This window comes from Ramlibacter sp., assembly GCF_035554825.1.
Lineage (GTDB): Bacteria > Pseudomonadota > Gammaproteobacteria > Burkholderiales > Burkholderiaceae_C > Ramlibacter.
The window spans coordinates 20518-33745 of the sequence record NZ_DATMHS010000110.1 but is presented as its reverse complement, the minus strand read 5'-3'; the positions used below and the strand labels follow the sequence as shown (position 1 = coordinate 33745).

General features: G+C 69.1%; 13 protein-coding genes and 2 pseudogenes. 8 read left to right on the top strand and 7 right to left on the bottom strand.

All coding sequences use genetic code 11. The features are described from left to right. Positions 1-556: pseudogene (locus VNT59_RS14015) on the bottom strand (recombination factor protein RarA); the annotation flags it as partial. 240 nt (positions 557-796) lie between these two features. Here VNT59_RS14015 and VNT59_RS14010 point away from each other — a divergent pair. From VNT59_RS14010 to VNT59_RS13990, 5 genes and pseudogenes are all read left to right on the top strand, one after another. Then, positions 797-1774, top strand: a pseudogene (locus VNT59_RS14010) (replication-associated recombination protein A); the annotation flags it as partial. A gap of 226 nt (positions 1775-2000) precedes the next feature. After that, positions 2001-2930 (top strand): branched-chain amino acid ABC transporter permease, encoded by a 930-nt coding sequence (locus VNT59_RS14005; RefSeq protein ID WP_325499079.1) that lies wholly within the window; start codon positions 2001-2003, stop codon positions 2928-2930. A 10-nt stretch (positions 2931-2940) separates the two neighbouring features. Next, complete coding sequence (locus tag VNT59_RS14000; RefSeq protein WP_325499077.1) at positions 2941-4080, top strand: branched-chain amino acid ABC transporter permease; 1140 nt, start codon at positions 2941-2943, stop codon at positions 4078-4080. A gap of 11 nt (positions 4081-4091) precedes the next feature. Further along, positions 4092-4892, top strand: a complete 801-nt coding sequence (locus tag VNT59_RS13995) for an ABC transporter ATP-binding protein (RefSeq protein WP_325499075.1) — start codon at positions 4092-4094, stop codon at positions 4890-4892. Continuing rightward, the gene (locus VNT59_RS13990) at positions 4889-5602 is read left to right on the top strand and encodes an ABC transporter ATP-binding protein (protein WP_325499073.1); all 714 of its coding nucleotides are present in this window, start codon (positions 4889-4891) and stop codon (positions 5600-5602) included. Before VNT59_RS13995 ends, VNT59_RS13990 begins: the two co-directional genes overlap by 4 nt. Before the next feature lie 17 nt (positions 5603-5619). Here the strand turns inward: VNT59_RS13990 and VNT59_RS13985 are convergent, their stop codons facing one another. From VNT59_RS13985 to VNT59_RS13970, 4 genes are all read right to left on the bottom strand, one after another. After that, positions 5620-6177, bottom strand: a complete 558-nt coding sequence (locus VNT59_RS13985) for a DUF305 domain-containing protein (protein ID WP_325499071.1) — start codon at positions 6175-6177, stop codon at positions 5620-5622. A 197-nt stretch (positions 6178-6374) separates the two neighbouring features. After that, positions 6375-6710 (bottom strand): four-helix bundle copper-binding protein, encoded by a 336-nt coding sequence (locus tag VNT59_RS13980; RefSeq protein WP_325499069.1) that lies wholly within the window; start codon positions 6708-6710, stop codon positions 6375-6377. Between the two features lie 647 nt (positions 6711-7357). Then, positions 7358-7969 (bottom strand): outer membrane beta-barrel protein, encoded by a 612-nt coding sequence (locus VNT59_RS13975; protein ID WP_325499067.1) that lies wholly within the window; start codon positions 7967-7969, stop codon positions 7358-7360. Positions 7970-8118: 149 nt separating this feature from the next. Beyond that, positions 8119-9093, bottom strand: a complete 975-nt coding sequence (locus tag VNT59_RS13970; RefSeq protein WP_325499065.1) for a tripartite tricarboxylate transporter substrate binding protein — start codon at positions 9091-9093, stop codon at positions 8119-8121. 145 nt (positions 9094-9238) lie between these two features. Between VNT59_RS13970 and VNT59_RS13965 the strand changes: the two genes are divergently transcribed. After that, on the top strand, positions 9239-9655 hold the full coding sequence (locus VNT59_RS13965) for a hypothetical protein (protein WP_325499063.1): 417 nt from the start codon (positions 9239-9241) through the stop codon (positions 9653-9655). A 36-nt stretch (positions 9656-9691) separates the two neighbouring features. Here the strand turns inward: VNT59_RS13965 and VNT59_RS13960 are convergent, their stop codons facing one another. Further along, positions 9692-10396: a DUF4197 domain-containing protein gene (locus VNT59_RS13960; protein WP_325499061.1), complete on the bottom strand. Its 705-nt coding sequence runs from the start codon at positions 10394-10396 to the stop codon at positions 9692-9694. Between the two features lie 495 nt (positions 10397-10891). On the opposite strand from VNT59_RS13960, the gene VNT59_RS13955 reads away from it, so the two are divergent. Both VNT59_RS13955 and VNT59_RS13950 read left to right on the top strand, forming a co-directional pair. Beyond that, positions 10892-11950, top strand: coding sequence for a hypothetical protein (locus VNT59_RS13955; protein WP_325499059.1), 1059 nt, complete (start codon positions 10892-10894; stop codon positions 11948-11950). Positions 11951-11955: 5 nt separating this feature from the next. Continuing rightward, positions 11956-12120: a hypothetical protein gene (locus tag VNT59_RS13950; protein ID WP_325499057.1), complete on the top strand. Its 165-nt coding sequence runs from the start codon at positions 11956-11958 to the stop codon at positions 12118-12120. 36 nt (positions 12121-12156) lie between these two features. Here VNT59_RS13950 and VNT59_RS13945 read toward each other — a convergent pair whose 3' ends face one another. Next, positions 12157-13122 carry a J domain-containing protein gene (locus VNT59_RS13945; protein ID WP_325499055.1) on the bottom strand — a complete coding sequence of 322 codons (966 nt, stop codon included), beginning with the start codon at positions 13120-13122 and terminating at the stop codon, positions 12157-12159. Positions 13123-13228: the final 106 nt, after the last annotated feature.

The following is a 13228-nucleotide window of genomic DNA, read 5'->3' as shown; positions in this document are numbered from 1 at the left end:
CGCGGCCGTAGTCGAGATCCTTCATCAGCCGGGTCGGCGCATTGCGAAGGTGCAGCGGCACCGGCCTGGTGCCCTCCCTGCGGACCAGTTCGCGCGCCTCGTTGTAGGCGACGTAGACGGCATTCGACTTGGGGGCCATCGCCAGGTACACGACGCACTGGGCCAGCGCCAGCTCGCCTTCGGGGGTGCCGAGGCGCTCGTACACCTCGGCCGCGTCCAGCGCCAGGCGCAGCGCCCGCGGGTCGGCGAGGCCGATGTCCTCGGAGGCCATCCGCACCAGCCGGCGCGCCATGTAGCGCGGATCCGCGCCGCCGTCGAGCATGCGCACGAACCAGTAGAGGGCCGCATCGGGATCGGAACCGCGCACCGACTTGTGCAGCGCGCTGATGGTGTCGTAGAACTGCTCGCCGCCCTTGTCGTAACGGCGCAGCCGCTCGCCGAGCACCTTGAGCAGCCACGCGTCGGTGATCTGGTCGTGGCGCTCCTTGGCGGCCGCAACCGACAGGGTCTCCAGCGTGTTGAGCAGCCGCCTCGCGTCGCCGTCGGCATACGCCACCAGCCGGTCGCGCGCGGCTTCCTCGATCCCGGGCACCGCGCCGAGCGCCTGCGCCTTGCCGATGATCTGGGCCAGGTCCGCCTCCGAGAGCGGCTGCAGGACGTAGACGGCCGCCCGCGACAGCAGCGCCGAATTCACCTCGAACGAAGGGTTCTCGGTGGTGGCGCCGATGAAGGTGAACAACCCCGACTCCACATGCGGCAGGAACGCGTCCTGCTGGCTCTTGTTGAATCGATGCACTTCGTCGACGAGGTGCACCGCTTCAACAAGAGCCAGCAGGACGCCTTCCTGCCGCACGTCGAGTCCGGCCTGTTCACGTTCATCGGCGCGACCACCGAGAACCCGTCGTTCGAAGTGAATTCGGCGCTGTTGTCGCGGGCCGCGGTGTACGTGCTGCAACCGCTCGCCGAGGCCGATCTGGCGCAGATCCTGGGCAAGGCGCAGGCGCTGGGCGCCGTGCCGGCGATCGAGGAGGCCGCGCGCGACCGCCTGATCGCCTATGCCGACGGCGACGCCCGCCGCCTGCTGAACACGCTGGAGACGCTCGCGGTCGCCGGGACCCGGGAGCACCGCGAGCAGATCACCGACGAATGGCTGCTCAAAGTGCTGGGCGAGCGGCTGCGCCGCTACGACAAGGGCGGCGAGCAGTTCTACGACACCATCAGCGCCCTGCACAAGTCGGTGCGCGGTTCCGACCCCGACGCCGCCCTCTACTGGCTGGTGCGCATGCTCGATGGCGGCGCCGATCCGCGCTACATGGCGCGCCGCATGATCCGCATGGCGACCGAGGACATCGGGCTGGCCGACCCGCGGGCCCTGCGGCTGGCGCTCGACGCCGCGGAGGTGTACGAGCGGCTGGGCACGCCCGAGGGCGAGCTGGCACTTGCCGAATGCATCGTCTATCTGGCGATGGCGCCCAAGTCCAACGCGGTCTACGTCGCCTACAACGAAGTCAGGGCGCTGGTGAAGAAGGACGGCACCAGACCGGTGCCCCTGCACCTGCGCAATGCCCCGACCAAGTTGATGAAGGACCTCGACTACGGCAAGGAATACCGCTACGCGCACGACGAGGAAGGCGGCTTCGCGGCCGGCGAGAACTACTTCCCGGAGGGGCTGCGGGCGACGCAGTTCTACCGGCCGGTGGAGCGCGGGCTGGAAATCAGGATCGCCGCCCGCCTGAACGAGTTGCGCGAGCTGAACAAACAGCGCCGCAACTGACTTGGCGCAAGACGTCGCACAGTCAAGGGAAAACCCCGGTCATTCCCCGGGTGGAGGCCGCAGGACCGCTTGGCATAATCATTTCGCGAAACCCGCCCTGAGGACCTTTGGCGGGTTTTTTGCTAGATGGCTGCATGGTTCCACAAGGGCGTGCGGCCAGGAGGCGGCCGGGCGCGACAGGCGGCGGGCCAGGCTGAGGGCGCCGGTACAAGTACGGAGAGATCACATGGAAATCCTGCTGCAGCAGATCATCAACGGTCTGGTCCTGGGCAGCATGTATGCGCTGGTGGCCCTGGGGTACACCATGGTCTACGGCATCATCAACCTGATCAACTTCGCCCATGGCGAGGTGCTGATGGTGGGCGCGCTCACCAGCTGGGCGATCATCGTCACCATGCAGGAGTCCATGCCCGGCATGCCCGGCTGGATCATCCTGGTCATCGCGATGCTGATCTCCTGCGTGGTCGCGGCGGCGCTCAATTTCGTGATCGAGAAGGTCGCCTACCGGCCGCTGCGCAACAGTCCCAAGCTCGCGCCCCTGATCACCGCCATCGGCATGTCGATCCTGCTGCAGACGCTGGCGATGATCATCTTCAAGCCGAACTACAAGCCCTATCCCACGCTGCTGCCCGCCACGCCGTTCCAGGTCGGCGGCGCGGTGATCACGCCCACCCAGATCATGATCCTCGGCCTGACGGCGGTCTCGCTGGCCGTGCTGATGTACCTCGTGAACTACACCAAGCTGGGACGCGCGATGCGCGCCACCTCGGAGAACCCGCGGGTGGCCGCCCTGATGGGCGTGCGCCCCGACATGGTGATTTCCGCGACCTTCGTCATCGGCGCCGTCCTGGCCACCATCGCGGGGGTGATGTATGCGTCGAACTACGGCACCGTGCAACACACCATGGGCTTCCTGCCGGGCCTCAAGGCCTTCACCGCCGCCGTCTTCGGCGGCATCGGCAACCTGGCGGGCGCCGTGGTCGGCGGCATCCTGCTCGGCCTGATCGAGTCGATCGGCTCCGGCTACATCGGCATCTTCACCGGCGGCGTGCTGGGCAGCCACTACTCGGACATCTTCGCCTTCATCGTGCTGATCGGCATGTTGACGCTGCGGCCATCCGGCCTGCTCGGCGAGCGCGTGGCCGACCGGGCCTGAGGAGCACGACATGCTGCACTTCCTGAACAAGCAGAACCGCACCGTCGTCGTCGTCCTCAGCGCGCTCGGCCTCCTCGTCCTGCCGCTGCTGCTGCAGTCGCAGGGCAATGCCTGGGTGCGCATCGCCGACACCGCGCTGCTGTACGTGCTGCTGGCGCTGGGCCTGAACATCGTGGTGGGTTACGCCGGGCTGCTGGACCTGGGCTACGTCGCCTTCTACGCCATCGGCGCCTACATGTTCGCGCTGCTCGCCTCGCCGCATCTGACCGACAACTTCGAATGGATCGCGGCCCTGTTCCCGCAGGGGCTGCACATGCCGCTGTGGCTGGTGATCCCGGCCGGCGCCGTCATCGCCGGGGTGTTCGGCATCCTGCTGGGCGCGCCGACGCTGAAGCTGCGCGGCGACTACCTGGCGATCGTCACGCTGGGCTTTGGTGAAATCATCCGCGTGTTCCTCAACAACCTGGACCAGCCGGTCAACCTGACCAACGGGCCCAAGGGCATCTCGCAGATCGACCCGATCCACTTCTGGGGCCTGAACCTCGGCCGGCCGCTGGAGCTGGCCGAGTACGAGATCTCCTCGGTCACGCTCTACTACTACCTGTTCCTGGCGCTGGTGATCGCCAGCGTCGTGATCTGCCACCGGCTGGAACTGTCGCGCATCGGCCGCGCCTGGATGGCGATCCGCGAGGACGAGATCGCGGCCAAGGCGATGGGCATCAACACCCGCAACCTGAAGCTGCTGGCATTCGGCATGGGCGCCACCTTCGGCGGCGTCTCGGGCGCGATGTTCGCCGCCTTCCAGCAGTTCGTCTCGCCCGAGTCGTTCAGCCTGATGGAGTCGGTGATGATCGTCGCCATGGTGGTGCTGGGCGGCATCGGCCACCTGCCGGGCGTGATCCTCGGCGCGGTGCTGCTGTCGGCGCTGCCGGAGGTGTTGCGCTACGTGGCCGGGCCGCTGCAGGCGATGACCGACGGCCGCCTCGACTCGGCCATCCTGCGCCAGCTGCTGATCGCGCTGGCGATGATCATCGTGATGCTGATGCGCCCGCGCGGCCTCTGGCCCGCGCCCGAGCACGGGCGGTCGCTGGCGCGCAAGGGCATGGCCGGCGGCAACGCGCAGGCGGCATCGACCGCGGCGGTGAAGTGAGCGGGGCGGCCATGGCAGACATCGTCCTTCGCGTCGCCGGCATTTCCAAGCGCTTCGGCGGGCTGCAGGCCCTCGGCGGCGTCGGCATCACCATCGAGCGCGGCCAGGTCTACGGCCTGATCGGGCCCAACGGGGCCGGCAAGACCACCTTCTTCAACGTGATCACCGGCCTGTACGAGCCGGACAGCGGCACCTTCGAGCTGGCCGGCAAGCCCTACCGGCCGCACGCGGTGCACGAGGTGGCCAAGGCCGGCATCGCCCGGACCTTCCAGAACATCCGCCTTTTCGCCGACATGACGGCGCTGGAGAACGTGATGGTGGGGCGGCACATCCGCACCTCCTCGGGGCTGCTGGGCGCGATCTTCCGCACCCGCGGCTTCAAGGCGGAGGAAGAGGCGATCGAGGAGCGGGCCCACCAGCTGCTGGAGTATGTCGGCATCGCCAAGTACGCCGACTTCAAGGCGCGCACGCTGTCCTACGGCGACCAGCGGCGGCTGGAGATCGCCCGCGCGCTGGCCACCGATCCGCAGCTGATCGCGCTGGACGAACCGGCGGCCGGCATGAACGCCACCGAGAAGACCATGCTGCGCCAGTTGATCGACCGCATCCGCAACGACAACCGCACCATCCTGCTGATCGAGCACGACGTGAAGCTGGTGATGGGGCTGTGCGACCGGGTCACGGTGCTCGACTACGGCAAGCAGATCGCCGAAGGCACGCCGTACGACGTGCAGCGCGACCCCAAGGTGATCGAAGCCTATCTGGGCCAGGGCCATGGCACGCAGGCGCTGCCGGCGGGAGAAGCGGCATGAGCGCGTTGCTGAAGGTGAAGGGGTTGAAGGTCGCCTACGGCGGCATCGAGGCCGTGAAGGGCATCGACTTCGAGGTCAACGAAGGCGAGCTGGTGACGCTGATCGGCTCCAACGGCGCCGGCAAGACCACCACCATGAAGGCGATCACCGGCCTGCTGCCCATGAACGATGGCGACATCGAGTACCTGGGCCAGAGCATCCGCGGCCGCGGCGCCTGGGATCTGGTGCAGCAGGGGCTGGCGATGGTGCCGGAAGGGCGCGGCGTCTTCACCCGCATGACGATCGCCGAGAACCTGCAGATGGGCGCGCACATCCGCAACGACAAGGCCCAGGTGGCGGCGGACCTGGAGAAGATGTTCGCCCTGTTCCCGCGCCTGCACGAGCGCCGCGACCAGCTCGCCGGCACCCTTTCGGGGGGCGAGCAGCAGATGCTGGCGATGGCCCGCGGGCTCATGAGCCGGCCGAAGGTGCTGCTGATGGACGAGCCGTCGATGGGCCTGTCGCCGATCCTGGTCGACAAGATCTTCGAGATCGTGCGCGAGGTGTCGTCGCAGGGCGTCACCATCCTGCTGGTGGAGCAGAACGCCAGCCGGGCGCTGCAGATCGCCGACCGCGGCTACGTCATGGAGTCGGGGGTGATCACGATGCAGGGCGAGGCCAGGCAGATGCTGAGCGACCCCAAGGTGCGGGCCGCCTACCTGGGCGAGTGAAGCGCGGCTGCCGCTGATCAGCGCTTCTCCAGTTCCGAGATGAGCTGCTTCATCTCGGCGATTTCCTTCTTCTGCGTTTCGATGATGCCGTCCGCGAGCTTGCGCACGCGCGGGTCCTCGATGCGGGCGCGGGAACTGGTCAGGATGGCGATCGAGTGGTGCGGGATCATTGCCTTCATGTAGCTCACGTCGCCGACGGTGGCCTGGGTGCGCGCGAGGATGACGCCGGTGGCGAAGATCACGGCGGCGACGCCCATCACGGCCCAGTTGGATTTCTGCTCGGGATACATGTTCCACATGAACAGCATCATCACCGCCGTCATCACCCCGCCCATCACCAGCGCCATGAACAGCCTGGTCCAGCTGAAATCGACATGGTCGATCTCGAAGACGTTGAGGTACATCGCGGCGAAGCCGATGACGGTCGATGTCGCGACCATCGCGGCGAAGCGCCCGTAGCTGGCCATCTTCATCGAGTGGCCGGCACTGTGTTCTTGCGAAGGCGTCGTTTGCTGGGAGGCTGCGCGCCGTTCGTGATGGCGCCTTTCCTGGCGCGGCATGGTCTGGGTGTTCATTGTTTGCTCCTTCGGGAACGCCGCTCCCGGGAGCGGCGACTGACTCGCTTCGATTCCGCCGCCACGCAGGCGGCCCGTTCGCAGTTTCCTGCTCGTTTCCTGGTCGGTCGGCCGTGCCGGCGACTCTCCCGGCCGAGAGGCTCCGCGCCGAGCCGCGGGGGTAGTGGTGCCGCCGCGGCTGGGCGATGGGGCGCCGCTCAGGCCGTGGCAACCATCTTTCGGCACTCCTCGGCGCAGCGCCTGCACGCCTGGGCACACTGCTGGCAATGCTCCATCTCGTGCCTGGCGCATTCGTCGCCGCACATCTGGCAGACCTCGGCGCAAGCCGCACAGATCGCCTTGGCCGCGTCGCTGGCCCGGCTCATCGCGGCAGCAGCCAGTGCGCAGATCTCCGCGCAGTCGACATCCAATGCGATGCAGCGGGCCATCATGGCGACGTCCTGCTCCTGCAGGCAGGCCGTCGCACAGTGGTTGCAGGCCTGGGCGCACTCATAGCAAGCTGCGATGCAGCGGGCGAAATTTCCTTCATGCATGTGATCTCTCCTGAAACGATTCGGGTGCCGCCGCAGACGCGGCGGTGCTTCGCCGCAAAAGGCGGCGGGCGGTGGCGGTGTCCGCCGAGTGGGCGCTCAGGAGCGTGGTGGCCTGTGCGGGACGGGCTCGGCCCAGCTCGCGAAGGGACCAGACGGATCGTTCAAGTGGCCGCTGAAGCCGGCCGCCGGATCGGCGGACCCCTGCCCTGGCGGTGGTGCCGTGGCGTGGCAACAGGGCTGGGAACAGTCCGCGCAACTGCCGTGGCCGAGCTTGGCATCGGGGCCGTTCGGCAGGTGCGCGGCTGCCATGGACGCTTGGCCGGTCGCGGCGTCGCTCGGCTTCATCGCGCCCTGGCTCACAGATGCATGAGCTTGCTCATGACCCTGGCGCAACTTGCATGCGCACGTCGATGCCGCGATCCCCTGGATGGGGAGCGCCATGGCGATCAGGAAGGCAACAAGCAGGCGGAGCGTGACCACCTGGGCAATCTAAGTGGTGCCAAGGCCGCCCGTCGTAGGACGCAATTGATGGTCGCCTGCTGGGCGAGGCCGGTGCCGGCAGGGGGCAAAAAATACGCCCGCGAGCCTTGCGACCCGCGGGCGTCCCGCCTTGCGGTTTCCCTGAGCTTTTTTTCCCTGAGCTTTTCTTAGTACCGGTACTGCAAACCCAAGCTGGTGGACCGCACCGGGTCCCGTCCACCGCTGGCAAACCGAAAATCGTTGCTGTCCCACTCGAGCGTGGCCGACAGCCGCGGCGTGAAATCCCAGCTCACGCCCGCACCGTACGACAACCCCAGCCCGCGCTCGGTGCCGGCGGCCAGGGCGCTGGCCGCGGCGGTGGACGTCTCCGTCCGGCCGTAGGTCGCGCCCAATTTGCCGAAGACATTGAACCGCTGCGCCACCGGCGCCTTCCCCACGAGACTGAGGTTCAGGCCCTGGGCCCGGGTGGTGCCGCCAGCGCGGGCGATTTTCCCAAGGTCGAGGTAACCCAGCTCGACGCCCCAGTAATTCCCGCTCATGGCGCCGGCCGTCACCTTGACAGCCTGGTCGGTTCTGTCGCAGACGAAGGCGATGCCGCCGCAGTCGACGCTGTAGCGCGAACGCCCGACGCTCAGGCCGACATAGCCGTGCCCGGTGCCCCACCAGGAGGACGGCGAGGCCGCGGTGCCGGTGGTCGCGGGGGCCTGGGCGGCCGCCGGGACGGCCCAGCAAGCCACAGCGGCGAAGACCCCCCACACAACGTTTCTCAGAGCTGCCATCGTGACCTCCTCTGCGACCTGTAGAGTCACTGTAGCAACGGGTTACTCGAGCACATGTCAGACAAGTCGTACAGGCGCCGTAGGACGCTCAGCAGACGTGGGGCCGCCGCGACAGATCGCCGCGAGCGTTGAAGGAAAACGACAGGATCTCAGTCGACCTTCGCGCCCGACAGCTTGACGATCTTCTGGTATTTGGCCAGCTCGGCATGCATGAAACGGCCGAATTCCTCCGGCGTGCTCGTCACCGGCTCGGCCATCAGGGAAGCAAAGCGGCTCTTCGCCTCCGGCGTCTGCAGCGCCGCCACGAAAGCCTTGTTCAGCCGATCGATCACGTCCTTCGGGGTTCCGGCGGGGGCCACCAGTCCCCACCAGGTGTCCACGGCGAAGCCCTTGATGGTGTCGGCGACCGGCGGCACGCCCGGCAGGGCCGGCGAGGACTTGAGTGTCGTCACGGCCAGGGCCTTGAGCTTGCCCGAGCGGATGTTCGGCGCCGCCGTGGCCAGGTTGTCGAAGTTGAAGTCGACCTGCCCCGAGAGCAGCGCGAGCTGCGCCGGGTTGCCGCCGTTGTAGGGGATGTGCACGGCGAAGATGCCGGCGCCCTGCTTGAACAGCTCGCCGGCGAGGTGGCCGGCGCTGCCGTTGCCGCCGCTGCCGTAGTTGAGCTTGCCGGGATTCGCTTTGGCGTACGCGATCAGGTCGCGCAGGGTGTTGATCTTCAAGCGGGCGGCGGTCTCGGCGTTCATCACCAGCACGTTGGGCACCCGCACCATCTGGGTGACGGGCGCGAAGTCCTTGGCCGCGTCGTACGGCATCTTGGAAAACAGCCAGGGGTTGATCGCGTGCGTGGCCACCGCCGAAATGCCGATGGTGTGGCCGTCGGGGGCCGCTTTGGCCACGGCGTCGGCGCCGATGTTGCCGCCGCCGCCGGGCTTGTTCTCGATGATCACCGTGCCCAGGCTGTCCTTGACGCGCTCGGCCAGGATCCGCGCGGTGACGTCGATCGGGCCGCCGGGCGCGTAGGGCACGACGAGGCGGATCGGCCGCTGGGCCTGGGCCCAGGCCGGAGACAAGGACAGGGCCGCTGCGGCGGCCAGCGAAGCAAGGATGAGGTTTCGGCGGGTCATGGCCCGATATTGTGCAGAAATGCGCATGCCGACCTCGAGCATGGCCTATGGCTGACGCGCGCTCTGCCAGTCGTCCGACGAACCGCCGGTGGGGGAGCTGCGTTCATAGGGAACGAAACGTCTCATTCTCGTGAAAGGAAATCCGATGAAGATCCAAGCCCTTGTTGCCGCCATCGCACTGGCCCTGGCCGGCGGCGCCTTTGCCCAGACTTCCGATGCCGCGAAGTCCGGCAGCACCGACACCACCGCCGCGGCGAGCGCCAGCGCGGACACGAAGGCCGACAAGCCTGCGGCCGCCAGCGACGACACCAAGGCCACCAGGAAGGTGAAGAGCGCTGCCAGGAAGACCAAGCACAAGGCCAAGAGCGCCGCGCATCACGCCAAGGCGTCCGCCAGGCACGCCGGCAAGCGCGTGGCGTCGGCCGGCCACCACATGGCCGATTCGACGCACCGCATGGGCGCCGGCCGGTCGATGCATCCCGACACCGACGTGAACGCCGGCGATCGCCAGTCCCGGATGGACGAGGCCTACGCCAACTGGCAGCGGCAGAACAAGAGCTGAACTGACGGATGGGCTGGCCCCGGCCGGGGCAGCGCGCTACCGCAGCGCGCCGAAGACCTTGCGCACGATCGCATCCGCAGCGCCCGCCGGGTTGCTGCGGATCTTCTTTTCTTCCTCGCCGATCATGAAATACAGGCCGTCGAGGGATTTGCGCGTGACGTACTGCTCGATGGTGGCGTCCTCCTTGCGGACGAGCCCCATTCCTGACACCTTGCCCGCCACGCGGTTGTATTTCTCGGCCAGCCCGACCTTCATGGTGGCCGTCGTCACCACCGGCAAGAAGCGCAGCCCGAGCGGCTCGCGCGTCTTGCCGGCGAAGAACGAGGTGACGGAGGTGGGGCCGCCGGTCAGGATGTTGCGGGCATCGACGATGGTCATGCCGCGCACCGCATCGACCAGCAGATCCTTGGCCAGCGGGACGGCGGCCTCCGCGGCCCGGTTCATCGCCACTTCGAGCTCCTCGACCTGCTTGCGCTGACCCAGTGCCTTGAGCAGCTTGGCGGCATCGGCGATGAACCCCGGCAGCGGAATGCGCACCTGCGGGTTGTCGAGAAAACCGCCCGGGCGGCCGAGCAGCGCGACCGCCGCCAGCGCGCCCTGCTCCAGCGCCCGCTTGAGCCCCTGGTCGGTCTCCGCGCTCGTGAGGTCCTGCAGCCCGCCGGCGCGACTGGGCCCGGCGTACGACACGGCATGCAATGCCAGTGCGATGGCACCGGCGATATCGATCTGGCGGCGTTTCATGACGGGCTTCCGGCGCAGTGAACGTGGCTTGAGCCTATGCAACGGCGCCACGACCGCCTTGACCGACGTCAGAGCCGAAGGGGCCGACGCGTTCAGTCATGGCGTGGACGGTTCTCGACCCGGCGGCGGCGTTCCCAACCGGCGTGTGACAAGAAGAAAGGCTCTGCCTGGGCGCTGCACGCGGCGAATGCGCGATCGCACGCTGATCTGCGCGGCGAAATGCGAGTCGGGATGTCTGCGGGGCGGCGCCGCAGCCCGTCTGGTGCCCGCTTCTGTGACGCCTGGTCACACCTCGAAGCCCGAGCGCGTGGAGTATGCGCGCTTACACCACAGCCGTACCCGCCCGCTGGGTGCCGTTCTTCTCAGGAGTACACATGAAGACGAATGTGCCAGCTCGACTTGCCCTCTCAATACTTGCCGCGACCGTTGCGCTGACCTTCGGCGTCACCTGGCCGCAAGACAGTTGGGGGAAAGGCGGAGGCGGCGGGGGCGGCGGTGCCGGGGGTGCGGGCGGCGGCGCTGGTGCCGGCGGCGGGGGTGGTGGCGGCGGAGCAGGGGGCGGTGGAGCTGGGGGCGGCGGTGGCGCCGGTGGTGGGGGCGGGGGCAGCGGAGGCGGCGGAGGCGGCGGAGGCGGCGCGGGAGCCGGCGGTGCGGGCGGAGGGGCCGGCGGTGCCGGAGGTGGTGCAGGCGCGGGCGCGGGTGGTGGTGGCGGCGGGGCTGGATCCGGTGCAGGTGCAGGCGCAGGTGGCGGAGCAGGTGGCGGCAGCGCCGGCGGCAGCGGTGGCGCGGGATCCGGTGCAGGTGCAGGCGGTGGCGGATCGGGTGGCGCCGGCGGTGGCGGATCGGGTGGCGCCGGCGGTGGCGCGGGATCCGGTGGTGCAGGTGCAGGAGGCGCTGGCGCAGGCGGCAGCGGCGCCGGCGGTGGCGCGGGATCAGGTGCAGGGTCGGGTGCAGGGTCGGGTGCAGGGTCGGGTGCAGGGTCAGGTGCAGGGTCAGGTGCAGGGTCAGGTGCAGGGTCGGGTGCAGGGTCAGGTGCCGGCGGGAGTGGCGCCGGGGGTGCGGGAACAGGTGGTAGCAGTGGCGGTGCCGCCGGCGGAGCAGGGGCAGGCGGAACCGGCGGCAGCGCGGGAGGTGGCAGCGGTGGCGGCACGGGTGCAGGCACGAGCGCGGGCACGAGCGCGGGCACTGGCGCTAGTGGCGATGGCGCGTCCGCTGCCGGCGCTGCTGTCGGTGTCGCCGGCGTTGCAGGCCCGGCGGCGAACGGTGGCGGCACTGCGGCCGCCGCGAGCGCGTCGACCGGCGTCACCGGGGCGGGCGGGGCGGGCGGGGCGGGCGGGGCGCCTGGCCCGGCCAGCCCCGCCGGCGCGAGCACCGTCGGCTTCCGCATCCTGCGCGAGGTGCCGTCCGGACGCGCGCTGGCCGGAGCAGCCCCGCCGCCGGTGGCCAGTCGCGGTTCGGGGTCCACGGCTGCCGTGGTGGCGGCGCCGTCCCGCGCCATGCAACCGCTGTCGCCGAGCGTGGCGACGGCGGCTGGCGCGGCACCTCACCCCCTGACCAGTGTGCTGGGCGCCGGACCCGCGGTCGCGCTCGTTCGTTCGGCGCAGCCGCATGCCGAGTACTCGATCACCTACCCGGTGGAGTGGCGCATCGACGCCGTGGTGGGTACGCCGCTGGCCAACCAGCCGCCGCTGCCCGTGCCGCGGCTGGCGCGCATCGAGCCCTGACCTGCGACCCCTGCCGCCGGCCGCGATCGCGGAGCGCTAGGGGCGGGCCACCTCGTACAGCATCTCGAGAGACGGCGTGTTCGAGGTCTTGATCACCCGCCGGTCGAGGAGCCGCTGCGTCTGGATCGTCGAGATGTCGGCCAGCGTGGCTTCGTCGGGCCGCAGGAAGGCCCATGTGGCTCCTTTCAAAGGACGGCCTGGCTGACGGCGCCGGCTGACGATCTCGATCGCCTGGCGAATGTCGAAGCCGCTCAGCCTGTCGGGCCGCCCGGCCCGCTTGGCGCAGCGGCATGCCTGCTCGAAGATGGGGGCCAGCGACGCCTCGGACATCAGATGCTCCGTGCGCGCCTGGACGATCCGCTCCGAGAGCCAGCCCGCGGCCAGCAGCGCCGAACTGGCCACCGCCACGGCCAGCAGTCCCCAGACCACGGCGGCGTCACCGAGGACCGGCCACAGCACCGCTTCGCGCTCCAGGCTGCCGGCGAACAGCGCCAGCAAGAGCAATGCGAGGGCGGCCGCGCCCGAGCCGACCTTCGCGGGCCCGAAGCGGCGCGCGATGCGCTGCCGCACCTGATCGGTCAGGTTCATCTGGAGGTGACGCGCGTTGTCCCGCCAGACCCAGTCCGAGCCCTTCGAGGCGATGGCCCGGGGGGTGCCGGGCAATGCACCGACCGCGCCAGCCTCGCCGTTCGAGCGGGCGTTCAGCAGTTCGACGGCTCTCCTGGCCCGCATGAACCTGGCCTTGTCCTGGTCGGAACGGAATTCGCCCCCGTTCTTGTCGGGGTGCAATGCCAGCACCAGTTTCTGCAGTTCGGCCTTGAGCGCTTCGGCGTCGTGCAGGTACCGGCTCAGGCCCAGTTCGTCGGCGAGGCGGCGGATCTCCCGGTCGTCGCAGGGCGCGCTGGCCTCCGGCTGCACGTCGATCTGCGTGCCGGCGGCGCCCGGCAGGGAATTGGCGAAGGCGAGTTCGTCACCGAGCTCTTGGTCGAGGGGCATCGGCACAGCTTAGCCAGGTGGCGCGCCGCATCGCATCCGTTGGCGCGAGCACACCGCTTACTCGCCAAAACCGCGAACTTGTCACGCGCGGGGGGTGCCGGGCGGCCGTTTG

Excerpts from the sequence above, each read along its gene's own strand:
- VNT59_RS14000 (WP_325499077.1), top strand. The coding sequence starts at position 2,941 with ATGCTGCACTTCCTGAACAAGCAGAACCGCACCGTCGTCGTCGTCCTC.
- VNT59_RS13995 (WP_325499075.1), top strand. The coding sequence starts at position 4,092 with ATGGCAGACATCGTCCTTCGCGTCGCCGGCATTTCCAAGCGCTTCGGC.
- VNT59_RS13965 (WP_325499063.1), top strand. The coding sequence starts at position 9,239 with ATGAAGATCCAAGCCCTTGTTGCCGCCATCGCACTGGCCCTGGCCGGC.
- VNT59_RS13960 (WP_325499061.1), bottom strand. The coding sequence starts at position 10,396 with ATGAAACGCCGCCAGATCGATATCGCCGGTGCCATCGCACTGGCATTG.
- VNT59_RS13990 (WP_325499073.1), top strand. The coding sequence starts at position 4,889 with ATGAGCGCGTTGCTGAAGGTGAAGGGGTTGAAGGTCGCCTACGGCGGC.
- VNT59_RS13975 (WP_325499067.1), bottom strand. The coding sequence starts at position 7,969 with ATGGCAGCTCTGAGAAACGTTGTGTGGGGGGTCTTCGCCGCTGTGGCT.
- VNT59_RS13980 (WP_325499069.1), bottom strand. The coding sequence starts at position 6,710 with ATGCATGAAGGAAATTTCGCCCGCTGCATCGCAGCTTGCTATGAGTGC.
- VNT59_RS13985 (WP_325499071.1), bottom strand. The coding sequence starts at position 6,177 with ATGAACACCCAGACCATGCCGCGCCAGGAAAGGCGCCATCACGAACGG.
- VNT59_RS14005 (WP_325499079.1), top strand. The coding sequence starts at position 2,001 with ATGGAAATCCTGCTGCAGCAGATCATCAACGGTCTGGTCCTGGGCAGC.
- VNT59_RS13970 (WP_325499065.1), bottom strand. The coding sequence starts at position 9,093 with ATGACCCGCCGAAACCTCATCCTTGCTTCGCTGGCCGCCGCAGCGGCC.